General features: G+C 70.7%; 20 protein-coding genes. 11 read left to right on the forward strand and 9 right to left on the reverse strand.

Translation table 11 applies throughout. The features are described from left to right. Together VGD44_RS02260 and VGD44_RS02265 are read left to right on the forward strand one after the other, a co-directional pair. The coding region (locus VGD44_RS02260; protein WP_331083445.1) for a carboxylesterase family protein at positions 1–453 on the forward strand (453 nt) is incomplete at its 5' end. A 232-nt stretch (positions 454–685) separates the two neighbouring features. Beyond that, positions 686–1522 carry a Ku protein gene (locus tag VGD44_RS02265; protein ID WP_331083447.1) on the forward strand — a complete coding sequence of 279 codons (837 nt, stop codon included), beginning with the start codon at positions 686–688 and terminating at the stop codon, positions 1520–1522. Here the strand turns inward: VGD44_RS02265 and VGD44_RS02270 are convergent, their stop codons facing one another. Both VGD44_RS02270 and VGD44_RS02275 read right to left on the reverse strand, forming a co-directional pair. Continuing rightward, a complete protein-coding gene (locus VGD44_RS02270; protein WP_331083449.1) occupies positions 1523–3046 on the reverse strand; it encodes a carboxylesterase/lipase family protein in 1524 nt (507 codons plus the stop codon). Between the two features lie 70 nt (positions 3047–3116). Continuing rightward, a complete protein-coding gene (locus VGD44_RS02275; protein WP_331083451.1) occupies positions 3117–4022 on the reverse strand; it encodes a LysR family transcriptional regulator in 906 nt (301 codons plus the stop codon). A gap of 86 nt (positions 4023–4108) precedes the next feature. Here VGD44_RS02275 and VGD44_RS02280 point away from each other — a divergent pair, with 86 nt between their 5' ends. Genes VGD44_RS02280 through VGD44_RS02295 form a run of 4 tightly spaced genes read left to right on the forward strand, consistent with a single transcriptional unit; the run spans position 4109 to position 6052 of the window. Further along, the gene (locus VGD44_RS02280; RefSeq protein WP_331083453.1) at positions 4109–4540 is read left to right on the forward strand and encodes a nuclear transport factor 2 family protein; all 432 of its coding nucleotides are present in this window, start codon (positions 4109–4111) and stop codon (positions 4538–4540) included. A gap of 27 nt (positions 4541–4567) precedes the next feature. Beyond that, positions 4568–4861, forward strand: a complete 294-nt coding sequence (locus tag VGD44_RS02285) for a DUF1330 domain-containing protein (protein WP_331083455.1) — start codon at positions 4568–4570, stop codon at positions 4859–4861. Between the two features lie 3 nt (positions 4862–4864). After that, the gene (locus VGD44_RS02290; protein WP_331083457.1) at positions 4865–5656 is read left to right on the forward strand and encodes an aminoglycoside N(3)-acetyltransferase; all 792 of its coding nucleotides are present in this window, start codon (positions 4865–4867) and stop codon (positions 5654–5656) included. A 60-nt stretch (positions 5657–5716) separates the two neighbouring features. Next, complete coding sequence (locus tag VGD44_RS02295; RefSeq protein ID WP_331083459.1) at positions 5717–6052, forward strand: hypothetical protein; 336 nt, start codon at positions 5717–5719, stop codon at positions 6050–6052. Here VGD44_RS02295 and ligD read toward each other — a convergent pair. The 3 genes from ligD to otsB are packed head-to-tail and all read right to left on the reverse strand — an operon-like array spanning position 6049 to position 10765. Then, the gene (ligD, locus tag VGD44_RS02300) at positions 6049–8667 is read right to left on the reverse strand and encodes a DNA ligase D (protein ID WP_331083460.1); all 2619 of its coding nucleotides are present in this window, start codon (positions 8665–8667) and stop codon (positions 6049–6051) included. The two genes, VGD44_RS02295 and ligD, sit on opposite strands and share 4 nt — an antisense overlap. Further along, a complete protein-coding gene (locus VGD44_RS02305; protein ID WP_331083462.1) occupies positions 8667–10070 on the reverse strand; it encodes an alpha,alpha-trehalose-phosphate synthase (UDP-forming) in 1404 nt (467 codons plus the stop codon). The genes ligD and VGD44_RS02305 overlap by 1 nt, the downstream gene beginning before the upstream one ends. Continuing rightward, complete coding sequence (gene otsB, locus VGD44_RS02310; RefSeq protein WP_331083464.1) at positions 10067–10765, reverse strand: trehalose-phosphatase; 699 nt, start codon at positions 10763–10765, stop codon at positions 10067–10069. Before otsB ends, VGD44_RS02305 begins: the two co-directional genes overlap by 4 nt. Before the next feature lie 197 nt (positions 10766–10962). On the opposite strand from otsB, the gene zwf reads away from it, so the two are divergent. Then, a complete protein-coding gene (zwf, locus tag VGD44_RS02315) occupies positions 10963–12420 on the forward strand; it encodes a glucose-6-phosphate dehydrogenase (protein ID WP_331083466.1) in 1458 nt (485 codons plus the stop codon). 4 nt (positions 12421–12424) lie between these two features. Here zwf and VGD44_RS02320 read toward each other — a convergent pair whose 3' ends face one another. The 3 genes from VGD44_RS02320 to VGD44_RS02330 all read right to left on the reverse strand — a co-directional run bounded on the left by VGD44_RS02320 (position 12425) and on the right by VGD44_RS02330 (position 17640). Further along, the gene (locus VGD44_RS02320) at positions 12425–14314 is read right to left on the reverse strand and encodes a glycoside hydrolase family 15 protein (protein ID WP_331083494.1); all 1890 of its coding nucleotides are present in this window, start codon (positions 14312–14314) and stop codon (positions 12425–12427) included. Positions 14315–14408: 94 nt separating this feature from the next. Next, on the reverse strand, positions 14409–16565 hold the full coding sequence (locus tag VGD44_RS02325) for a glycogen debranching N-terminal domain-containing protein (protein WP_331083468.1): 2157 nt from the start codon (positions 16563–16565) through the stop codon (positions 14409–14411). A gap of 22 nt (positions 16566–16587) precedes the next feature. Next, positions 16588–17640 carry a glycosyltransferase family 4 protein gene (locus VGD44_RS02330; RefSeq protein ID WP_331083470.1) on the reverse strand — a complete coding sequence of 351 codons (1053 nt, stop codon included), beginning with the start codon at positions 17638–17640 and terminating at the stop codon, positions 16588–16590. A gap of 139 nt (positions 17641–17779) precedes the next feature. On the opposite strand from VGD44_RS02330, the gene pgl reads away from it, so the two are divergent. From pgl to VGD44_RS02350, 4 genes are read left to right on the forward strand one after another with little or no spacing between them, the layout of a single operon-like run. Further along, a complete protein-coding gene (gene pgl / locus VGD44_RS02335; protein WP_331083472.1) occupies positions 17780–18439 on the forward strand; it encodes a 6-phosphogluconolactonase in 660 nt (219 codons plus the stop codon). Between the two features lie 5 nt (positions 18440–18444). Further along, positions 18445–20256 carry a phosphogluconate dehydratase gene (gene edd, locus VGD44_RS02340; RefSeq protein ID WP_331083474.1) on the forward strand — a complete coding sequence of 604 codons (1812 nt, stop codon included), beginning with the start codon at positions 18445–18447 and terminating at the stop codon, positions 20254–20256. Further along, on the forward strand, positions 20256–21227 hold the full coding sequence (gene glk, locus VGD44_RS02345) for a glucokinase (protein WP_331083476.1): 972 nt from the start codon (positions 20256–20258) through the stop codon (positions 21225–21227). Before edd ends, glk begins: the two co-directional genes overlap by 1 nt. Then, positions 21224–21481, forward strand: coding sequence for a hypothetical protein (locus tag VGD44_RS02350; protein WP_331083479.1), 258 nt, complete (start codon positions 21224–21226; stop codon positions 21479–21481). Before glk ends, VGD44_RS02350 begins: the two co-directional genes overlap by 4 nt. Here VGD44_RS02350 and VGD44_RS02355 read toward each other — a convergent pair. Then, positions 21478–22290: a hypothetical protein gene (locus tag VGD44_RS02355; RefSeq protein ID WP_331083481.1), complete on the reverse strand. Its 813-nt coding sequence runs from the start codon at positions 22288–22290 to the stop codon at positions 21478–21480. The genes VGD44_RS02350 and VGD44_RS02355 overlap by 4 nt on opposite strands. Between the last annotated feature and the right edge of the window lie 2 nt (positions 22291–22292).

The following is a 22292-nucleotide window of genomic DNA, read 5'->3' on the forward strand; positions in this document are numbered from 1 at the left end:
GCGGCCGACGACAACGCCCTGGCCCGCGCCATCTTCACCGACCGCATCTTCGGCGCGCCCGCCCGCTGGGTCGCCGCCGAGGCGGCATCGGGCAAGCCGGCCTGGCTCTATCACTTCTCGTACGTAGCCACGCGGTTTCGGCCCGCCGGCGTCAAGACCGCCGCCCACGCCGCCGAGATCCCCTACGTCTTCGAGTACTGGGGCCGCCGCACGCCGATGAGCGTGGTGAGCGACGAGGACAAGGCGATCGCGGCGCTCATGCACGCCTGCTGGGTCAGCTTCGCCAAGACCGGCGCGCCGAAGTGCGGGCGCGAGGCCTGGCCGGCCTACGACGCCAAGACCGATCGCCTCATGGAGTTCGGCGTCTCCAGCGGCGTGCGCACCCAGTTCCAGAAGGCCAGGCTCGACGCCCAGGCGTCGGCGTCGCTGCCGACGCTCAAGCTGGGGAAATAGCGCCACCCAACAGTTGTCATCCCGGTTTCGCCGCAAGGCGAAGACCGGGAGCCATTCGACTCTGAGGTCGTGGAAGAGCGCGACGGCGACGCCGCGAGCAACCGTCCGGCTCAGAGCTCAAAGGGTCCCGGTCTTAGGCTGCGCCCAAACCGGGATGACAATCAGGGGGAATGGCCGCGCCGCGAACTGACTCCGCCGTGGTTCGTTGACTCCGCCGAACCGGAGTCACCCCATGGCCACCCGTCCGACCTGGCAGGGCTACCTGCGCCTCTCCCTCGTGAGCTGCCCAGTGGCGCTCTACACCGCCACCGCCCGGACCAGCGACGTCTCGTTCAACATGCTCCACAAGCAGACGATGAACCGGATCCGCATGATCCCGACCGACCCGGAGACCGGGCCGGTGGACCGGTCCGACATCGTCAAGGGCTACGAGATCGAGAAGGGCCACTACGTCGTCATCACCGACGAGGAGATCAAGAACGTGCGCCTGGAGACGACGCGCACCCTGGACATCGAGCGCTTCGTCGATGCGGCCGACATCGACCGGCTCTACTGGAACGACCCCTATTTCCTGACCCCCGACGGCGACATGGCGGTGGAGGCCTTCTCGGTGATCCGCCAGGCGATGGAGAAGGCGGAGAAGATCGCGCTGGGCCGGCTCGTCATGCACCAGCGCGAGCGGCTGATGGCGCTGGAGCCGCGCGAGAAGGGCATCCTGGCCTACTCGCTTCGCTCGAACCGCGAGGTGAAGGACGCCCACGAGGTGTTCAGTCACATCTCCGCCGGCAAGCCGCCTGCGGAGATGGTCGAGATCGCCGCCAAGATCATCGACCAGAAGTCCGGGCCGTTCGATCCCTCGAAGTTCAACGACCGCTACGAGGACGCCCTGCGGGCGCTGATCAAGGAGAAGCAGAAGGGTCACGGCGTGAAGAAGGTCGAGGAGCCCAAGGAGGCCGAGGTCATCGACCTGATGGAGGCCCTGAAGCGCAGCCTGGGCGGCGAGCGCCGCAAGACGCCCGCGCGCAAGGCCACGGCGACGCGGAAGCCGGCCGCGAAGAAGCGGGCGTAGCTACTTCCCCGCCGCCGCTTGGACGAAGTCGCGCCAGTCCTTGAGGAAGTGCTCGTGCGCCTTCGGACCCTCGGCGCCGAACTCGATCTGGGCCTCTTTCGCCAGGTCGAATTTCGGCCAGACGACGCCGGCGGCCGAGCCCGGGTTCCCGGTCTTGGCGAAGTTCGCCCAGTAGGCGTTCATCGCGTCGGACAGCCGCAGGTCCTCGGGCGCGAAGCGGGCGCGCGGCTGGCCGAAGACGAAGCGCACTTCGTCGACATGGGCCGCGCCATACGGCTTGCGCGCCTTCTCCGCCGCCGGGACGTAGGAGAAGTAGTAGAGCCACGTGGGCGCGCCGTTCTTCGCGTGCAGGCGGGCGATGGCGCGGTCAGGCTCGGTGATCGACTGCACAGTGACGGCGTCGTTGATCGCCTGGGCGCGATTGCCCGTCCCGGCGGGATCGAAGGTCTGCATGATCGCCGCCTGCTGGGCGGCCGGCAGCGCGTCGAGCGTCGCCGCCGTGGGCCGGGTCAGGCTGGCTTCGTTCGAGTTGCCGCCGATGATCAGCGGGATCTTCGCCTCATGCCCGGCGGTGAAGCCCTGGATGACCGTCTTGACGTAGAGCTTGCCGTCCATGATCGGGAAGGGCCGACCGGGCGCAGTAATGCCGCCGGCCCCGGCCAGGTCCGAGAGCGGCAGCTTGCGGAGCGCCGCGGCCGCCTCGGGCCCGTCGCCGGTCACCCCGGCCGCCTCGGCCAGCTTCAGCCCGTTCGCCTCGGCCTCGGCGAGCGGCACGGGCGTCGACCGCGCGAAGCCGGACTCCACGACCGCCCGCCGGAACAGCCCCTTGGCCTGCGGCGAGATCATCATGTTGAGGATCGCCATCGCCCCGGCGCTCTCGCCCACGACGGTGATGTTGTTCGGGTCGCCCCCGAACGCGGCGATATTGGCCTTCGTCCACTTCAGGCCGGCGATCTGGTCCATGTTGCCGTAGTTGGCGGTCAGGCCCGGCTCCTTGCTGAGCGCGGGGTGGGCGAACCAGCCGGCGCGGCCCAGACGGTGGTTCACGCCGACGACGATCACGCCCTTCTTGGCGAACTCGGTCCCCTCGGTGTCGGCCCCGAACGCGCCGATGGCCTGGCCGACGCGGAAGGCGCTGCCGTGCAGCCAGACGATGACCGGCAGCTTTGCGCCGGGCTTCGCGGACGCCGGCCGCACCACGTTGAGATAGAGGCAGTCCTCCTGGTTCTGGCAGCTTGGCGGGGCCTTCGTGGCGTCGCGCTCGGCGTCCCAGGTCGGCGCCGGGCCGGGCGGCCGCCAGCGCAGGTCGCCCACGGGCGGCGGCGCGAACGGGATGCCGTAGTGGTAGGCCACGCCCTGCGCCACGGCGCCCCTCAGCGCGCCCTGCTTGATCTTGAGGACCTGGGGTTCACCGGCCGGCGCCGAGTCGGGCGGCTGGTAGCCCGGGACCTGCGCCAGGGCGGCGAGCGGCGCCAAGAGGCCCAGCGACAGGGCGCCGGCGGCGAACAGGCGGCGGATGATCACGGGCTTCCCTTCCCCAATTCTTCGAATTTCCGGTGTGGGTAGCGCCCCGCTGTTGCGCGATTGTGTCGGCTCAAACCACCGCCCGCGCCACGTCCATCACCAGCCGGCGGATCCAGATCGAGGCCGGATCGGCGACGAGGCGGGCGGGGTGCAGCAGGAACTGCTCGTCGTAGCCGGTGTCCAGCGGCGGCTCGACGCGGACGAGACCCAAGTCGGGCCCGCGCGCCGCGATCAGCCGCGTCGGCACGACGGCCACCAGGTCGGTCTGCGCCGCCACCTCCAGCGCCTGCAGGTACGCGGGGACGGTCAGCGCCACCTCGCGCCGGTGGCCCAGGCTCCCGAGCCACGCGTCAATCGGATCCACCGCGACGCCGCGCGAGACGACGGCGACATGGCGGGCGGCGAGGAACACGTCGAGGTCGGACAGCCGGTCGCGCAGGGGGTGGTCGGCGCGCACCGCCACGGCGTCGGAGTCCTCGTAGATCCGCTCGCGGTGGAAGCCCGGGAAGTCGTGGTCCTGGTAGGCCAGGATGAAGTCGAGCATACGGGCGAAGTCGGGCGTCATCAGGCCGGGCGTGCGGAACGGCGCAAGCGTGAGGGTGACGTGCGGCGCCTCGGCCTCCAGCCGCTTCACCATGGCGGGCAGCAGCACGCTGGTGCAGACGTCGGGGATCATCGCCTTGAACCGCCGCCGGCTGGTCGCCGGATCGAACGCCTCCTCCGCGAACAGCCCGCGCACCTGCGCCAACGCCGCCGCCAGCGGCTCGCGCAGCGCCTCGGCCCTGGGGGTGAGCTCCATCCGCGGGCCGGCCCGCACCAGCAGGGGGTCGCCCATCACGTCGCGCAGCCGCCGCAGAGCGTGGCTGGTCGCCGGCTGCGACAGCCCGATCCGCTCGGCCGCCCGGCTCACACTGGCCTCCCGAAGCAGGGCGTCCAGAGCGACGAGCAGGTTCAGGTCCAGGACAGCCAAATTCATCTGACGAATATATCGTCTTCCAACAATCGATTGGAAGCATGTCGGCCGGCCGCCGCATCATGCCGATGCAGAAGCGGGAGACCCTCATGAGCACCGAACAGAACAAGCAACTGCTGCGCGCCGCCTTCGAGGCCCTGGGCCGGGGCGACAGCCGGCCCTACCTCGACCTGCTGGACGACGACTTTGCCTTCACCATCACCGGCCACAATCCGTGGTCTCGGACCATCAGGGGCAAGGAGGCGGTGCGGCGCGAGCTGTACGGCCCGCTCTTCGCCCAGTTCGCCGACCGCTACACGGCCCAGCTGGTGAACCTGATAGCCGAGGGCGACATGGTGGTCGTGGAGCACCACGGCTGCGTCACCACCAAGCGCGGCGACCTCTACAACAACGAATACTGCCTGGTCTGCCGGATGGAGAACGGCAGGCTGAAGTCGATGAAGGAGTACGCAGACAGCCTGCTCGTCGACCGCGTGCTGGACCCGCCGCCATGGGCGAAGGGGGCTGAGCCGGTGGCCTGAGCGGGGGCGGCGCGTTAGCGTCGGCGGATGGTCGCCTACGTCATCAACGAGATCGTCGTCATCGAGCCCGAGCGGTTCCTCACCTACTCCAGCCAGGTGCCGGCGATCCTCGCCAAGTACGGCGGCGCGTACGTGGTGCGCGGCGGCGCGCCCGAGCGGGTCGACGGCCCCGCGCCGCCCGAGCGGCTGGTGGTCCTGCGGTTCGAGAGCCGCGAGGCGGCCAGGGCCTGGCGCACCTCGCCCGAGTACCTGGCGATCCTGCCGATCCGCGAGGCCACCTCGACCAGCCGGGTCTATATCGTCGACGGCTACGAAGGCTGAGCCGTGCGCACGGTCGCTCAGCTCACGCGCGACCTCACGTCGCTGGGCGTGCGGCCGGGCCGGCCGGTGATGGTCCACGCCTCGCTGCGGAAGCTCGGCCCGATGGACGGCGGCCCGCAGGGCGTCATCGCCGCGCTCGACGCTGCCACGGGACCTGACGGCGGCTGGATGATGGTGCTGGGGGCCGAGAACGACTGGGATTGGGTGAACGAGCGCCCCGAGGCAGAGCGCGCGGCCCTGTTGGCCGACGCCGTTCCGTTTGACCCCCTGACCACGCCGGCCGAGGAGGACGTGGGCCATCTCGCCGAGGCGATGCGGCGGCACCCGGGAACGCAGGTCACCGACAATCCCGAGGGCCGCTTTGCCGCCCGCGGCGCGCTCGCCGGCGCCCTGCTGAGCGACGCACCGTGGGACGACTACTTCGGCCCAGGCTCGCCGCTGGAGCATCTCTGTGCGCTGGGCGGCCAGGTGCTGCGCCTGGGCGCCGATCCCGACACGGTGACCTTGCTGCACTACGCAGAGTACCTGGCGCCCGTGGTCCACAAGCGCCGCGTCGTGCGCCACCGGCGGGTGGTCGGTCCAAACGGGCCGGAGGTGCGCACGGTGCGCTGCCTGGACGACAGCGAGGGCATCGTCACTTGGCCCGGCGAGGACTATTTCGCGACGATCCTGAAGGCCTATCTGAGCGAGGGCCGCGGCGTGGAGGGGCGCGTCGGCGGGGCGCAGAGCGAGCTGCTCGACGCCCGCGATCTCGTCGATTTCGGCGCCGAGTGGATGGCCCGCCACTTCGTGTGAGGCGGAACCTCAGGCGTCCGGCGGGGTTCGATCTGCCGGGATGCTTCGAGGAGAGACGCTTTGCGACGCTTCCTGACCGCCGGCGCGGCGCTGTTGCTGTTGGCCGGCTGCGCCACCTCCCCGCACAAGACCGTCAGCAGCCTGAACCGCGGGGACCCCGAGTACCGCACTCGCGACTGCCGCCAAGCCCGCGCCGCGGTCGCACGCTACGACGACAACAAGGACGGCCGCGTGGCGATCGCCGTCGCCGGCAACCTGGTCGTCCCCTTCGCGGGGTCGGCCGTGGCCGCCGGCATGAGCAAGATGAAGGACGACGACCGCGAGGCGCTGAACGAGCGCGTCCGCCGCGCTTGTGTCTCCGATCCTCTGCGCGGCAAGCGGGTGGCGCGGCGCTAGCCCTTCTTCAGCCGCTTGATCGCATCCGCCAGCGGCCGTTCGGCGTCGCAGTAGTCGGCCCAAGCCTTGGTCTTCGCCAGCAGGGCCGGCGCGGTGCGGATCGTCCAGGCCCCGGGATCCAGCCCCCTCCTCACCTGGGTCCAGTTGAGCGGGAACGACACCGGCGCCAGCGGCCGGGCGCGCGGCGAGAGCGGGGCGACCGCCGTCGCCATGCGGTCGTTGCGCAGGTAGTCGAGGAAGATCCGGCCCTTGCGCTTGGCCTTGGCCATGTTGACGACGTAGCGGTCGGGCGCGTCGGCGGCGACGGCCAGGCAGACATCCTGGGCGAACGTCTTGGCCGCCTTCCAGTCGAGCTTGCCCGCCCTGAGCGGCGTCACGACGTGCAGGCCCTTGCCGCCGGTGGTCTTGCAGAAGGCGACGAGACCCAGCGCTTCCAGCCGCTCGCGGACCTCCTTCGCGGCCTCGATCACCCGCTCGAAGGGGAGGTCCTCGTCCGGGTCGAGGTCGAACACCAGGCGGCCGGGAACCTCCGGCTTGCCGGGCTGGCAGTTCCAGGGGTGGAGCTCCACGGCGGCGATCTGGGCCAGGGCCGCCAGGGCCTCGACGCGGTCGATCTGCAGGTAGGGCTTGTGGTCGCCGAAGACCTTCACCTCGGAGAGCAGCGCCGACGAGCCCTTGCCGGCATGCCGCTGGAAGAAGCGTTCCGCGCCCAGGCCGTCCGGGGTGCGGATGATCGAGCAGGGCCGGCCCTCGATGTGCCGCATCATCCAGGGGCCGACGGTCTCGAAGTAGCGGGCCAAGTCCAGCTTGGTGATCGGTTGGCCGTGACCGTCATCGGGCCAGAGCGGCTTGTCCGGATTGGAGAGCTTCACGCCCATGACGACCTCGCCGCCAGCCTGTGCCGCCGCCTTCGGCGCAGCCTTGCGAGCGGCGGGTTTCGGCTTGGCGAGCTCGGCCTTCTCCGCGGGCTGCGGCGCCTCGGCCTCGACGTCCCGCGCCGGCTTGTCCTCGCGCAGGCCCTTGAACGCGCCCTGCCGCACCATGCCCGAGCCGGTGAAGCCCGCGAACTCGATCTCGGCCACCAGGTCGGGCCGCGCCCAGTGGACGTTCGGCTCCTTGCGGGGCGCGTTCGGGCCGGTGAAGGGGCTCTTGTCAGCCTCCACGGCCACGAGTCGCGGCAGCACGCGGCGCACCTTGTCGCCGCCGAAGCCCGAGCCGACGCGGCCCATGTAGATCAGCCGGTCGCCCTTGTGCACGCCCACCAGCAGCGAGCGGAGCTGGCCCTTCTCGCCCGTCCAGCCGCCGATCACCACCTCGTGGCCGGCGCGGCACTTGGACTTCTGCCAGGCGTCGCCGCGATCCGACCGGTACGGCGCGTCGAGGCGCTTGGAGACTATGCCCTCCAGCGCCATGCGGCAGGCCGACTGCAGCACCGCGTCGCCCGCCGTCAGGAAGTGCTCGACGTAGCGGATCCGCCGCTCCAGCGCCTTGCCGGCCGCCTTCACAACGGCCTGCAGTCGGGCCTTGCGCTCGGCGAGCGGCAGGGAGCGCAGGTCCTCGCCGGCCAGGAACAGGGCGTCGAAGGCGAAGTAGATCAGGTCGTCGGTCCGGCCGTCGGCGAGCGCCGCCTGCAGGGCCGGGAAATCCGGCGAGCCGGAGGCGTCCAGGGCGCAGGCTTCCCCATCGTAGAGACCGTCGGGCAGGGCGGCGGCGTCCTTGGCGATCGCGCGGAACTTGTCGGTCCAGTCCAGGCCCTTGCGGGTCTTCAGGGTCGCGCGGCCCTTCTCCACCCGCAGCTGCAGCCGGTAGCCGTCGAACTTGATTTCGTGAGCCCAGCCGTCGCCCGGCGGCGGGCGATCCACGGACTTGGCGAGCTGCGGCGGCACGAAGCCGGGCAGGGCGGCGGCGCGCGGCTGCGGCGCGGGCGCAGGCTTTGGCGACGCCGCCGGCGCCTTCTCTTCCTGGCGGTTCGACTGCCAGACCGCGGCCTTGGCCGCGCGCCCCTTGCCGGTCATAAACTTCGTGGGTCCCCTGCCCTTGCCGGCCGCGATCTCCTCCATCTCGCGGCCCGAGGCGACGGATGTCGTCTCCTCTTCCACCAGCTCGCCGCCGGCTTCCTCCACCGACCACCCGTCGTGGTGCTTGATCAGCAGCCAGTTGTCGCGCTTCTCGCCCTCGCGCCGCTTCATGCGCACCAGAACCCAGGAGCCCTTCAGCCGCTCGCCGTCGAGAGTGAACTTGAGGTCGCCCTTCTTCAGGCCCGCGCGCGGGTCGTCCTCGGGCTCCCAGTAGCCGCGGTCCCACAGCATGACGGTGCCGCCGCCGTACTCGCCCTTGGGGATGGTCCCTTCGAAGTCGCCGTAGTCCAGCGGGTGGTCCTCGGTCTGCACGGCCAGGCGGCGGTCGGCAGGGTCGAGCGACGGGCCCCGGGTCACCGCCCACGACAGGAACACGCCGTCCAGCTCCAGGCGGAAGTCGTAGTGCAGCCGCGTGGCGGCGTGCTTCTGGACCACGAAGCGGAGCCGATTGGACTTCTGCGTCTTCTCGGCGCCCGCCGGCTCGGCGGTCTTCGCGAAGTCCCGCATCGACCGGTAGCGCGCCAGCCGGTCGGCCATCAGACCACCAGTGCTGGTTTCAGCGGCACGGTGCGCGCCGTCAGCGCCGCGACGAACGCGTCGCGCCAGGCGGTGACGTCCTCGCGCTGGACGCTGTCGAAGAGCGTGCGCCAGCGGCGGATCCGCTCGGGCCGTTCCATGACGATCGCGCGCTTCAGGGCGTCGGCGACGTCCTCGGGGCTGTTCGGGTTGACCAGCAGGGCGTCTTGCATCTGCCGCGCGGCGCCGGCGAACCGCGACAGGATCAGCACGCCAGGGTCTTCGGGGTTCTGGGCGGCCACGAACTCCTTGGCGACCAGGTTCATGCCGTCGCGCAGCGGCGTCACGAGGCCCACGCGCGCAGCGCCGTAGATGCCGGCCAGCTCATCGCGGCGGTAGTTCTTGTTCACGTAGCGGAACGGCGCCCAGTCCACGTCCGAGTATTCGGCGTTGATCCGGCCTGAGAGCGTGTCGAGACGGCCGCGGATCTCCTGGTAGGCCTCGACCGCCTCGCGGCTGACGGGCGCGATCTGCAGCATCAGCACCTCGCGCCGCAGGTCGGGGTTCTGCGCCAGGAAGTGCTCGAAGCCCAGGAAGCGCTCTTCCAGGCCCTTGGAATAGTCCAGCCGATCCACGCCCACGATCAGGTGGCGGAACACCGTCGCGGCGGTCATCAGGTCGCGCATCCGCCGGGCGCGGCTGCTGCGGGTCATCCGCGCGAAGTCCGCCGCATCGATGCCGATCGGGTAGGCCCCCACCTCAAGCAAGCGCCCGTAGCCCTTGAGGCAGCCCGGCCGCACGACCTGCCCGTCGGCCTCGTTCAGGACGTACTCCTCGAACGCCTGTTGGTACTCGGCGGTCTGGAAGCCCACGAGGTCGTAGTCGAACATCGACTCCACGAGTTGGCGGTGCCGCGGCAGGTTCACGACCAGCTGGTGCGCCGGCCACGGGATGTGCAGGAAGAAGCCGATCCGGTTCGTCACCCCTAGGGCCCGCAGCTCCTTGGCCAGCGGGATCAGGTGATAGTCGTGCACCCAGATCACGTCGTCGCGCCCGACCAACGGCGCGAGCGTCTCGGCGAAGCGCCGGTTCACCCGCGTGTAGCCCTTGTCGAAGGCGCGGTCGAAGGCGGCCAGGTCGGCGCGGTAGTGGAACAGCGGCCAGAGCGTCTTGTTGGCGTAGCCGTTGTAGTACTCGTCGAGGTCGACCTCCTCGAGGTCGACGGTGGCCGCGGTGACACCGCCTACCGTCTCGGTGTGCAGCTCGCCGGTGAACTTCGGAACCGTGCGCCCGCTCCAGCCGAACCAGACGCCGGAGTACTCCTTCAGCGCGGCGGCCAGCGCCATGGCCAGGCCGCCTACGGTCTCCTCGCCGTCGCCCGACGGCGGGTTCACCCGGTTCGACACGACGATCAAGCGGTTCATCGCGCGGCCTCCAGCCAGGCCATCACGTCTTCGACGTTGCGCAGGCCGAAGCGCGCATGTGTCTGACGCGGCGGCCCGACCAGAACGCTGAAGCCGCCCAGTCGCTCCACCTCGGCGAAGCCGTGCTCATCGGTGATGTCGTCGCCGGCGAAGACCGGGCGCGCGCCCTGGAAGGCTGGGGTCTCCATGAACCCACGGATAGAGTCGCCCTTCGCGGGCCCGGGCGTGCGCAGTTCCTCGACCATGTCGCCGTGCTGCAGGACGAGGCCGGTCTCGCTCGCGAGCCGGCGCGCCAGCACCCGGGCCTCGGCGGCGTAGGTGCGGGCCAGTCGGAAGTGCAGCGCGACGCTCGCCCCTTTCTCCTCGACGATCAGGCCGCAGTCGCGCCCGGCGAACCGGTGCATGGCTCGCACCGCGCGCGGCAGACCGGGATGCGGCTTCGGCTCGTGCAGCGTGCCGTCGCGGTCGCGCCGCACCAGGCCGTGGACCGCGGCGACACAGGTGATCCGGCCTTCGAGGATGCGGTCCACGTCGGCCAGGGTGCGGCCGGTGACGACGGCCAGCCGGCCTTCCAGGCCCTCACGCAGGCGCTCGAGCAGCCGCGTGCGGCGGGCGTCGGGGTGCACGTCCTGCGGTCGCGCGGCGATCGGGGCCAGCGTCCCGTCGATGTCGAGGAACAGCGCCGCTTCCGCCAACTGAAGCGGTTTCGGTGAGGGCAAGCTGACGGCAATCGAATCCAGCGACATGACACTCCCGCCCGGGCTCACCCATCAACGTCCGGCGCCCGCCATTCGATCCGCCCGCGCGCGGCATCGTGAAAAGCCGCGCTCGCCCCTTGACCCGGGCGCGCTCAAAGGCTCGTCTCCCGCCTCCGCTTCGAAGGGGAGACGAAATGCCGCCTGCGGCTGACGCTATCGTGCTGTTCGGCGCCACGGGGGATCTGGCGCGGCGCATGCTCTTGCCGTCGCTCTATTTCCTCGACGCCGACGGCTTCCTGCCCAAGGCCAGCCGCATTGTCGCGACCGCCCGGGCCGACATCACCACCGAGGCGTTCCTGGAGCAGACCCGTAAGGCGCTGGCCGAGCGGCCCGAGGGCCTGGACGAGGCGGTCTGGGCCCGCTTCGCCCTGCGAATCACCTACATCGGCGCCGACGCCACCACGACCGAGGGGGCGGCCACGCTGAAGCCCGCCCTGGAGGGATGTGAGCGCCCGCTGTTCTTCCTCGCCGTGTCGCCCAGCCTGTTCGAGAAGATCTGCCGCTCGCTGGCCGCGGCCGGCGTGGCCCACGACGAGAGCCGGATCGTGCTGGAGAAGCCGATCGGGCGCGACCTCGAGACCTCGCGCCATATCAACGCCGCCCTGGGCGCGGTGTTCGAGGAAGAGCAGATCTTCCGGATCGACCACTACCTGGGCAAGGAGACGGTCCAGAACCTGATCGCGCTCCGCTTCGCCAACACCTTCTTCGAGCCGCTCTGGAACAACCTCACCATCGACCACGTGCAGATCACCGTGGCCGAGACCGAGGGCGTGGGCGCGCGCTGGCCCTACTACGACGAGTACGGCGCGCTCCGGGACATGCTGCAGAACCACATGCTGCAGCTGCTCTGCCTGGTGGCCATGGAGCCGCCCGCCGACATGGAGCCGGACTCGGTCCGCAACGAGAAGGTGAAGGTGCTGCGGTCCTTGCGCCGCTTCACCCGCGTGGACGCGGGCGAGAAGACGGTGCGTGGCCAGTACACGCCGGGCGTCGTGGTCGGGAAGGCGGCCGAGGGCTACGAGGCCGAGCGTGGGCAGAAGAGCGGCACCGAGACCTTCGTGGCGCTGCGGGCCGACATCGACAACTGGCGCTGGGCGGGCGTGCCGTTCTTCCTGCGCACCGGCAAGCGGATGCCGGAGAAGCGCACGACGGTCGTGATCCAGTTCAAACCGGTGCCGCACTCGATCTTCGGTGCGGCCTCGATCCACGACCTGTCTCCCAACCGCCTGGTCATCGACCTGCAGCCGGACGAGGACATCAGCCTCACCCTGATGAACAAGGCCCCGGGGTTGACCGAAGGCGGGATGCGCCTCCAGTCGCTGCCGTTGTCGCTGTCGCTGCTACGCGCCTACGAGGGGCCGGGCGCGCGCCGCCGTATCGCCTACGAGCGCCTGCTGCTCGACGCCATCCACGGCGACGCCACCCTGTTCGTCCGCCGCGACGAGGTGGAGGAGGCGTGGCGCTGGGTCGACGGCGTCGCCGACGCCTGGGGCGACGCGGGCCTGAAGCCGAGGCCCTACGCCGCCGGCAGCTGGGGCCCCTCGGGCGCCTTCGCCCTTATCGAGCGCTTCGGCCGGGCCTGGTCGGACTGACCGCTCAGCGGATGCTCGCCCACGGCTTTGACAACAGGTGTGCGCAGTTGATGAGGCCGACCAGGGAGTAGGTCTGCGGGTAGTTGCCCCACAGCTCCTGGCCGTCCAGCGAGATGTCCTCCGAGAGCAGGCCCGCGGTGGTGCGCCGGCCCAGCATCTCCTCGAACAGCTGCCGCGCCTCGTTGGTGCGACCTGAGAGGTGCAGGGCCTCGATCAGCCAGAAGGTGCAGAAGTTGAACGCCGTCTTCGGCAACCCGAAGTCGTCGGGGATGGCGTAGCGCAGCATGAAGGGCCCGCGGCGCAGGCCGTGCTCGACCGCGGCCATGGTGGCGGCCATGCGCGGGTCGTCCGCAGGCAGGAAGCGCACGTCCACCAGTTGGAGCAGCGAGGCGTCCAGCTCGTCGCCTCCGAAGGTCGCGGCGAAGCGGGCCTCCTTTTCGTTCCAGGCCCGGGTCTCGATCGTGTAGCGGATCTGCGCGGCGCGCGCGTTCCAGTGGTCCGCGCGATCGGCGAGCCCCAGCCGGGCCGCGGCATTGCCCAGGCGGTCGCAGGCCGCCCAGCACATCACCGACGAATAGGTGTGCACCGCCTCGCGGCCGCGGAACTCCCAAAGGCTGGCGTCCGGCTGGTCGTGCAGCTCGTAGGCGCGCTCTCCGATGGGCTCCAGAGCGTGGAAGTCGTCCGCCGTGGCCGGACGCAGCAGCCGTTCGTCGAAGAACGCCTGCACGGTCGACAGGATGATCTGGCCGTAGACGTCGTGCTGCATGTGCTCGTGCGCCTGGTTGCCTACCCGCACCGGCCCGATGCCGCGGTAGCCTGGCAGGTGCGGGGCGATCCACTCGGTCAGCACGGGCTCGAGCCCGACGCCATACACCGGTTGGATGTGGCCCGCCTTGCCATTGGCCGGCTGGGCCGGCTCGAGCCCCGGCAGGTCGGGTTGCGCCGGCGGCATCGCCGAGGTTCGCATGTCGCCGCGGCTGGCCTGGTCCACCAGGTTGCGCAGGTAGACCAGGTAGTTCTCCAGCATGTCAGCCGCGCCCAGCCGGTTCAACGCCTGCACGACGTAGTAGGCGTCGCGGAGCCAGCAGTAGCGGTAGTCCCAATTCCGCCCCGCCCCGTTGTCGGCCTCGTGCTCGGGCAGCGAGGTGGTCAGGGCCGCCACGATGGCGCCCGTCTCCTCGTAGGCGCAGAGCTTCAGCGTGATCGCCGCCCGGATGACCGCCTCCTGCCACTCCAGCGGCACCGACAGTGTCCGCACCCAGCCGCGCCAGTAGTCGGTCGTCTCGCGCAGCATCCGCGCAGTGGTGGTCGAAACCTCGGCGTCCAGTCCCTCGTCGGGACCCAGGAACAGGCCGATGGGCTCCTCCAGCCGGAACGCCCGCTCCTCCAGGATGTGGCTGACCGGCGCGTCGGTGGTGAGCCGCAGCGTCGCGTGCTCGGTGACGAATCGGATGTGGTTCGAGCCGGCGGTCGTGTAGCAGGGCCGCTCGCCGTAGTTCATCATCGGCCGCAGCCGGATGCGGACTCTGGGCGCGCCCTTCAGGGGTCGGACGATGCGCACGAACGCCAGCGGCCGGTACTGCCGTCCCAGGTGCCGGTAGCGCGGCGAGAAATCGATGATCTCCACAGCCGCCCCGTCGGCGTTGCGGATTTCGGTGCGCAGGATGGCCGTGTTGCGCAGATAGGCCTGGCGGGTCTCGGTGGCGCCCTCGACCTCGATGGCCCAGATCCCGCAGCTGTCGGGATCGCCGGGGTCGCGGCAGCCCAGCAGGCCCGAGAAGAACGGGTCGCCGTCCACCCGCGGCACACAGGCCCAGACATAGCGTCCGGCGCGGTCGATCAGGGCGCTCGCGGCGCAGTTGCCGATCGGGAACAGGTCCAGGGTCTGGCTCAGCGCCGCTTCCTCCGCATGCTCGCAATCCCGCCGCAACGCCGCCGCGAAGGTCGGCTGCCCGACCAAGGGAACGCCAAGCTCAAGCCTTGGCTCCCTAGCTGCTGTAGCGCACCCGCAGGCTGGGCCCGCGGCTGTTGGAATGCACGGCCACCCGGTTCCCCTGCCGCTCGAATGTCAGGTCGATGCCGCCGTCGCCGATCCGCAGGTCGGTGATGGAAAGCCGATCGATTCCCATCGGCAGCATTGGGTCGCGCACCTCCACCTGCGCGGCTTCGGAGTCGATGGAGAGGCCCAGGCACGCCTGCAGCAACATGAAGACCGAACCCGCCGCCCAGGCCTGCGGCAGGCAGGCGACCGGATAGGCTACCGGCTGTTCGCCGGCGGCGCGCGGAAAGCCGCAGTAGAGCTCGGGCAGGCGCATCTCGAGTTGGGTGGCGCACTCGAACATCGCCGAAGTCAGCTTCACCACGCCAGCCCGCTCGCCGTAGTACGACAGGCCCAGCGCCGACAGCGCCGTGTCGTGCGGCCAGACCGAGCCGTTGTGGTACGACATCGGGTTGTAGCGCGGCTCGTGCACGGCCAGGGTCCTGAGGCCCCAGCCCGAGAAGAAGTCCGAGCTGAACAGCCGCTCGCCCACGAGCTGCGCGCGGTCGGCGTGGGGCAGGCCGGTGAACAGCAGGTGGCCGGGGTTCGAGGCCATCACCCGGCAGAGCTCGTTGTGGCCGTCCAGCGCGATGCCGTAGAAGCCGACCTCGGGCATCCAGAACCGCTCCTCGACCACCTTGCGCAGGTGCTGGGCGCGGGCGCTCCAGCGCTCGGCCCCTGCAGCGTCGCCGCGCCGGGCGGCCAGCGAGGCCATGGTGCGGTAGGCGGCGAAGGCATAGCCCTGCACCTCCACGAGCGCGACCGGCCCCTGCGGGAACCGCCCGTCGCCGTGGAAGATGGAATCGCCGGAGTCCTTCCAGCCCTGGTTCACCAGACCGCCGTCCATGGCCCGGGCGTACGAGATCAGGCCCAGCGGATGCCGATCCGCCATCGTCACGAGCCAGCTGGCGGCCCGCTCCAGCGCCGGCCACCAGCGGTCGATCTGGGCATAGTCGCCGGTGCGCTCGGCGTAGGCGCCCGCCAGCGCCACGAAAAGCGGCGTGGTGTCGACGCCGCCGTAGTAGCGGCCGAACGGCACTTCGCCGAGCGAGGCCATCTCGCCCCGGCGGGTCTCGTGCATGATCTTGCCGGGCTCGGAGTCCTGGAACGCCGAGCTCTCCTGGGCCTGCCACGAGGCCAGGTACGAGAGCACGCCCTTCGCCAGCGCCGGCTCGAACCACAGGATTTGCCAGGCGGTGATGATCCCGTCGCGGCCAAAAGCGGTCGAGAACCAGGGGATGCCCGCGTATGGATAGGGTCCGGTCGGCATGGGCGTTGTGAGCAGCGCGAGGTCGGCGCGGGACTTGTCGATCCAGGCGTTGAACAGCCGCCCGTTGGTGCTGATCCGCGCGCCGTTCCGGCGGCGTTCGCGCATGGCGAAGCGCGCGCGGGCCGCCGCGGCCCGGTAGCGTTCGCGCGAGGGGGGTTCGTTCGCCTCGTCGCCCACCTCGATATAGAGCTCGCGGCGGGCCTCGGTGCCGAGCGAGACGCGGAAGAGGGCTTCGGCCGGGCCGATCTCGTCTGGCGTCTCCGAAAACGCGACGGCGCTGGTGCGGCCCACGCCGTCCAGCCCCTCGTAGCGGAAGCACACCGACTGCCCTAGCACCTCGGGCGGGAAGAGCTCGCCGCGCCGCCGCCGCCGGGCCCCGCGCACCTCGAACATGTCGCGGAAGTCCGCCTCGAAGCGGAAGGCCAGCGGCAGGTCGGTGACCTCGGGCGCATAGTTGGTGAGGCGGATACGCTCATACAGCCGCTCGTCCCAGAGGAAGCGCTTGCGCTCCAGGTGCACAACGCCGGGCGGCATGCCTGGCCCGCCGGGCGCCGGGATCGCGCGGTTGAGGCCGTGCGAGGTGAAATAGACGTTGTCCTGCCCGACGGCGCCCGACAGCAAGGTGGGCGAGCGGTCGCCCAGGATCAGCTCCCACCGCGACAGGATGCGGGTGTCGTCGTGGAACAGGCCGTCCGCCGCGCCGACGATGTCGCCGTGGCTGTCGGCGACGATGAAGGTGTCACGGTCCTTGAGCGCATAGAGCCGCTGGGGAACGCGTGGTTCCTCGATCTCGCCCCACTCGACGGGGGCGTCGTGGGAAGGCGCCAGGTCGTTCATCGACGGTCCTGTGTCTGGTGGGTCAGGCGGCCTCCGTCAGCGGTTGTGCGGCTTGAGGCAGCCGTTCGTAGATCTCGAGGTAGCGCCGGGCCATGGCCAGCGCCGAGAAGCGCTCCTCGAAACGGGCCCGGATCGCGCGCCGGTCCAGCCTGGGCAGACGCGCGACCGCGGAGACGGCCTCGGCCTCGGAACGGACGATGAAGCCCGTGAGCCCATCCTCGACCACCTCCGGCACCGAGCCGTTGGCCCAGGCGATCACCGGCGTGCCGCACGCCATGGCCTCGATCATCACCAGGCCGAAAGGCTCGGGCCAGTCGATGGGGAACAGAAGCGCATCGGCGCCGCCCAGGAAGTCCGATTTCTCCGCGTCGCCGATCTCGCCCACGTACTCGACGAGGGGTTCGCGCATGAGCGGCTCGATGTGGTCCTCGAAGTAGGCCCGGTCGGCATTGTCCACCTTGGCCGCCACGCGCAATCGCCGGCCCGACGCCGCCGCTATGGCGACCGCCCGGTCGGGCCGCTTCTCGGGCGAGATCCGGCCGAGAAAGGCCAGGTAGCCACGTGAGACCGCGCTGAACCGGAAGAGGTCGGCGTTCATGCCGTGGTGCACCGTTGCGGCCCAATTGGCCCCCGGCAGCGGCGCACGCTGGCTGTCGCTGATCGAGACCAGTGGGAACTGCCGCCAGCGACGGTAGACCTCGGGCAGGTCCTTCAGGTCGAGCCGGCCGTGCAGCGTCGTCAGCGTGCGCCCGGCCAGGTCCTCGAACATCGGGAACTGCAGCATGTCGGTGTGGAAATGGATCACGTCGAACTCAGGGGCGCGGCGGCGCACTTCGGCGAGCTGGTGCAGGTGGGCCGCGAGGTCCGACTTGAACGGGGCCGGGTCGAGCCGGATCGCCTGGTCGCGCACCGAAGCCAGCGTCGCGTTCGTCCGGGCTTCGGCGCTGGCGAACAGGGTCACGTCGTGGCCCAGCGCAACCAGCGCGTCGGTGAGATGGGCCACCACGCGCTCGGTCCCGCCGTAGAGGCGGGGCGGAACGGCTTCATACAGGGGGGTGACCTGGGCAATACGCATCACAGACTCCGAGGAAGGCCGCACGCGTCCCGATCGCGGCGCCTGACATCCTTGAGTAGGACGCGGGCCGGGGCGTGGAAGTTCCACAGCAACGCGAATTCTGGCGCCGCATGGCGTGGCGGCGCGTTATGAGGCGCGCATGATCGAGACTTATCCGACGGCTGACGCCCTGGCGGAAGCCGCGAGCCACGCCGTGTCGGCCCGCCTGGCCGAGGCGCTGCGGTTGCGCGGCCGCGCCGGCCTGGTGGCGACGGGCGGCCGCTCGCCCGGTCCGGTCTACGACCGTCTCGCCGACGCCGACCTCGACTGGAACCGCGTGATCGTCACCCTTTCGGACGAGCGCTGTGTGGAGCCTGACGATCCTGCGTCCAATGCGAAGCTCGTGCGCGAGCGGCTGGGCCAGCGCGGCGGCCGGCGGGCGCACTTGCTGGCCCTGTGGCCCGAACCCGAGTCAGCGGCGCTGGCGGCGCTGCTGCCGTTCGACGCGGTCATGCTGGGCATGGGCGAGGACGGCCACATCGCCTCGCTGATCCCTGGCGACCCCGGACTGGAGGACGCGCTCAGCACCTCCGACCTCACGCGCCCCGTGCCCGCAGGCCTCGGCAAGCCGCCGGTTGCGCGCATCACCCTCACCCTGCGCGCGCTCGTCGATGCGCGGGCCATCTTTCTTTTGATCGCCGGGGAGACTAAGCGCGGGGTCGTTCAGCGGGCCCTGGCGGGCGAAGACCTGCCGGTCGGCCGGCTGATCTCGCAATCCAAGGCGCCTATCCGCATCTTCTGGACCCCGGACGGAGGTTGAAGTCCATGCATCCTGTCACCGCCGAGGTCACCGAGCGGATCGTCGAGCGCAGTCGCGAGACCCGCACAGACTACCTGGAGCGGATGGAGGCCGCGCGCGACGCCGGCCCCGGCCGCGGCAAGCTCAGCTGCGCCAACTGGGCCCACGCCTTCGCCGCTTCGCCCGAGGGTGACAAGCAGCGCATGCGCGACCCGACCGCGCCCAACGTGGCCATCGTCTCGTCGTACAACGACATGCTCTCGGCCCATCAGCCGTACGAGCGCTTCCCGGACATCATCCGTCAGGCCGCTCACGAGGTGGAGGCCACCGCCCAGTTCGCCGGCGGCGTGCCCGCGATGTGCGACGGCGTCACGCAAGGCCGGCCCGGCATGGAGCTGTCGCTGTTCAGCCGCGACGTGATCGCCATGTCGACCGCGGTGGCGCTGACCCACGACGCCTTCGACGCCGCGCTGATGCTGGGCATCTGCGACAAGATCGTGCCGGGCCTGTTCATCGGCGCGGCCGCCTTCGGCCACCTGCCGACGATTTTCGTGCCGGGCGGCCCGATGACCAGCGGCATCTCCAACGCCGAGAAGGCCCGCGTCCGCGCGCTCTACGCCGAGGGCAAGGCCACGCGGGACGAGCTCCTCACCTCGGAGATGAAGAGCTACCACGGCCCCGGCACCTGCACGTTCTATGGCACGGCCAACTCGAACCAGATGATGATGGAGATGACCGGGTTGCACCTGCCGGGCGCGGCCTTCGTCAGCCCGAACACCCCGCTCCGTGACGCGCTCACAGCGGCCGCGCCCAAGCGGGCGATCGAGATCCGCGACGGCGGCAACGCCTACACCCCGTTCTCGGCGGTGATCGACGAGAAGAGCCTGGTCAACGCCATCGCGGGCCTCTTGGCCACCGGCGGCTCGACCAACCACACCCTGCACATCCTCGCCATGGCCCGGGCGGCCGGCATCCACATCACCTGGGAGGACTTCAACGACCTCTCCCGCGTGACCCCACTGATCGCACGGGTCTATCCGAACGGGTCCGAGGACGTGAACGCGTTCCACGCGGCCGGCGGCATGTCGTTCGTCACCCGCACCCTGCTGGACGCGGGTCTCGTGCACGACGACGTGGTGACGGTGGCCGGCCAGGGCTTTCGGCGCTACCAGCAGGAGCCGTTCCTGGAGGACGGCAAGCTGGTCTGGCGCGACGGTCCGGCCGCCAGCCTCGACCGCGACATCCTGCGGCCGGTGGACGACCCGTTCCAGGCCGAGGGGGGCATGCGCCTGCTGACCGGTCCGCTGGGCCGCGGCGTCATCAAGACCTCGGCGGTGAAGCCCGAGCACCGCATTGTCGAGGCGCCGGCCATCGTCTTCGAGGACCAGGACGAGCTGTTGGCGGCGCACAAGCGCGGCGAGCTCTCCCGCGACTTCATCGCCGTGGTCCGCTTCCAGGGCCCGCAGGCCAACGGCATGCCCGAGCTGCACTCGCTGACGCCCACCCTGAGCGTGCTGCAGGACAAGGGCTTCAAGGTGGCGCTGGTCACCGACGGCCGGATGAGCGGCGCCAGCGGCAAGGTGCCGGCGGCCATCCACATGACGCCCGAGGCGGCGTGCGGCGGGCCGCTCGCCTACGTCCGCACCGGCGACGTGATCCGCCTGGACGCCGAGGCCGGCGCCCTTGAGATCAAGGTCGATACTCGCGAGCTGATGGGTCGGGAGCGGGCGGCCGTACCGCCGGCCGACCACGGGTATGGCCGCGAGCTGTTCGGCTGGATGCGCCGCGCCGCGGGCCCGGCCGACACCGGCGCCTGCGCCCTGTTCGAGGCCGCGTGATGCGTTCGCAATGGGTCGGTCTGGTCGGTGACGTCGGCGGCACCAACGCGCGCCTGGCGCTGGTGGACGGCCAGGGCCACATCCGCAATCCGCGCACCTTTCCCTGCAAGGACTACGCGAGCCTCGCCGACATCGTCGCCGAGTACATCGAGACCACGGCGGGCAAGAAGCGGCCGCCGCGGGCGGTGCTGGCCGTGGCCGGCCCTGTGGTCGACGGCGAGATCGAGTTCACCAACCTCGACTGGGTGGTGTCCGAGGGCGATCTCCTGGCCCACTTCGAGTTCGAGGCCGTCGAGCTGATCAACGACTTCGCGGCCCAGGCCCTGGCCTGCCCGCTGCTCGAGGGACCCGACCTGCGCGCGCTGGGCCCAGCGCTGCCGCGCGGCTCGCGGGAGTGCCCGATGCTTGCACTGGGCGCGGGCACGGGCTTCGGCGTCGCGGGGCTGGCGCGCAGCGAGCGCGGCGACCTGCCGATCTCCACCGAAGGCGGCCACGCGGGCTTCGCGCCGGCCGACGAGGTCGAGGTCGAGATCCTGAAGCGGCTGGCGGCCAAGTACGGCCGCGTCTCGATCGAGCGCATCCTGTCGGGCCAGGGGCTCTATGACCTCTATACGATCCTGGCCGAACTGCAGGGCCAGCCGGCGCCGCTGCCGGACGAAGCAGCGGTGACCACCGAGGGCATGGTGGGCGATCCCCTGGCCGCGGCCACCATCGACCGCTTCGGCCGCATCCTGGGCTCCGTGGCGGGCGATCTCGCGCTCACCTTCGGCGCCCGCGGCGGGGTGTTCGTTTCGGGCGGCATCGCGCCCCGCATCGCCGAGAAGCTGGCGACCGGCGCGTTCCGTCAGCGCTTCGAGGACAAGGGCCGGCTCTCCGACTACGTCCACGACATCCCCACCTATCTCGTCCTGCACCCCTACCCGGCGATCGTCGGCGCGGCGCGCCAGCTTGAGCAGATGGAACGGCTATGAGCGAGGGGCCGGGACAGTTCCGCTGGACCGTCACGGCCGAGGCCCAGCCGGGCGACCCGGGCTCCGCCCTGGTGACGGTCGTGGCTCGCAACGAACTGGTCCCCGAGCTCGCCATCGACATGTCGGTCGACTGGCACGCCGGCGCCGAGGCCGCGGACGTCGAGGGCCGCGCCCTGGTGATCCTGTCTATGCTCTGCAAGGAACTCGCCGCCGAGTGCGAGCGCGAAGCGGCGCTGCGGTTTTCGGAAGGCTAGCAGCCCGGCGCGGCCGAGATGCGCCGGATGGTCACCTGCTCCTCGCTCGACTCGCCGCCGGCGCGGTCGGCGCGCCGCTGGGTGAGCGACAGGATCCGGCCGTCGCGCACCGAAACGGTCGCCTCGGTGGTCAGGTCCTGCACGACGCCCGGCGTCCGCGAGGCGCTGGCGCGAACCAGCCGCAGCTCGCAGCCCGGTTTGGTCACGGAGACCGTCGAGAGCGCCCGGCCCGGCGGGCGGCGGCGGTTGTCCACGACGTCGGACATACCGAGTATGACCGGGCCGCGCGGCTCCATGACGGCCATCAGCCGCACGTCGGCCAGAACCATGTCCTCGGCGGCGTTGATCGGCTCCTGGCCGAAGCGCTGGTGGTAGGTGTTGCGGATCGGATCGCCGGCCGGAAGGCTCGCGTCCACCGCCGCCAGGACGCGGGCCTTGTAGTCGGCCCAGTTGTCGAGGGCGCTCAGCATGCCGTCCGAGCGCACCCGGAACTCCAGCGGCACGCCGATCAGCGCCTTCATCGCCGTCGCCATCGCCGGACCCGATGTGTCGCTGAGGGTCGCTTCCTTCAGCGTGTAGCGCAGCCTCAGCCCCTCGGGCGCGACCCCCAGCACCTCGATCTCGAAGACCTGGCTGTTGCTCTGGCTGGCTTTGCCGCCCGCCGAGGCTTCGGCGTAGCGGCTGTCCGAGCGGAACCGGTAGACGTCGCCGACGGCGTCGGAGCGTGTACGCACCTCGACCTGGTCCTCGGCGACGGCCGGGGAGGCCATCGCCAGGAGGAACGCTGCGACGAGGGCCCGCGCGGCCACGT

It is taken from the genome of Phenylobacterium sp. (assembly GCF_036402295.1).
In the GTDB taxonomy this organism is placed as follows: domain Bacteria; phylum Pseudomonadota; class Alphaproteobacteria; order Caulobacterales; family Caulobacteraceae; genus Phenylobacterium.

Bases quoted from the DNA above. Each gene is read 5' to 3' on its own strand.
- zwf (WP_331083466.1), top strand. From the start codon at position 10,963: ATGCCGCCTGCGGCTGACGCTATCGTGCTGTTCGGCGCCACGGGGGAT.
- VGD44_RS02330 (WP_331083470.1), bottom strand. From the start codon at position 17,640: ATGCGTATTGCCCAGGTCACCCCCCTGTATGAAGCCGTTCCGCCCCGC.
- glk (WP_331083476.1), top strand. From the start codon at position 20,256: ATGCGTTCGCAATGGGTCGGTCTGGTCGGTGACGTCGGCGGCACCAAC.
- VGD44_RS02305 (WP_331083462.1), bottom strand. From the start codon at position 10,070: ATGAACCGCTTGATCGTCGTGTCGAACCGGGTGAACCCGCCGTCGGGC.
- VGD44_RS02350 (WP_331083479.1), top strand. From the start codon at position 21,224: ATGAGCGAGGGGCCGGGACAGTTCCGCTGGACCGTCACGGCCGAGGCC.
- VGD44_RS02280 (WP_331083453.1), top strand. From the start codon at position 4,109: ATGAGCACCGAACAGAACAAGCAACTGCTGCGCGCCGCCTTCGAGGCC.
- ligD (WP_331083460.1), bottom strand. From the start codon at position 8,667: ATGGCCGACCGGCTGGCGCGCTACCGGTCGATGCGGGACTTCGCGAAG.
- VGD44_RS02275 (WP_331083451.1), bottom strand. From the start codon at position 4,022: ATGAATTTGGCTGTCCTGGACCTGAACCTGCTCGTCGCTCTGGACGCC.
- edd (WP_331083474.1), top strand. From the start codon at position 18,445: ATGCATCCTGTCACCGCCGAGGTCACCGAGCGGATCGTCGAGCGCAGT.
- pgl (WP_331083472.1), top strand. From the start codon at position 17,780: ATGATCGAGACTTATCCGACGGCTGACGCCCTGGCGGAAGCCGCGAGC.
- VGD44_RS02325 (WP_331083468.1), bottom strand. From the start codon at position 16,565: ATGAACGACCTGGCGCCTTCCCACGACGCCCCCGTCGAGTGGGGCGAG.
- VGD44_RS02285 (WP_331083455.1), top strand. From the start codon at position 4,568: ATGGTCGCCTACGTCATCAACGAGATCGTCGTCATCGAGCCCGAGCGG.
- VGD44_RS02265 (WP_331083447.1), top strand. From the start codon at position 686: ATGGCCACCCGTCCGACCTGGCAGGGCTACCTGCGCCTCTCCCTCGTG.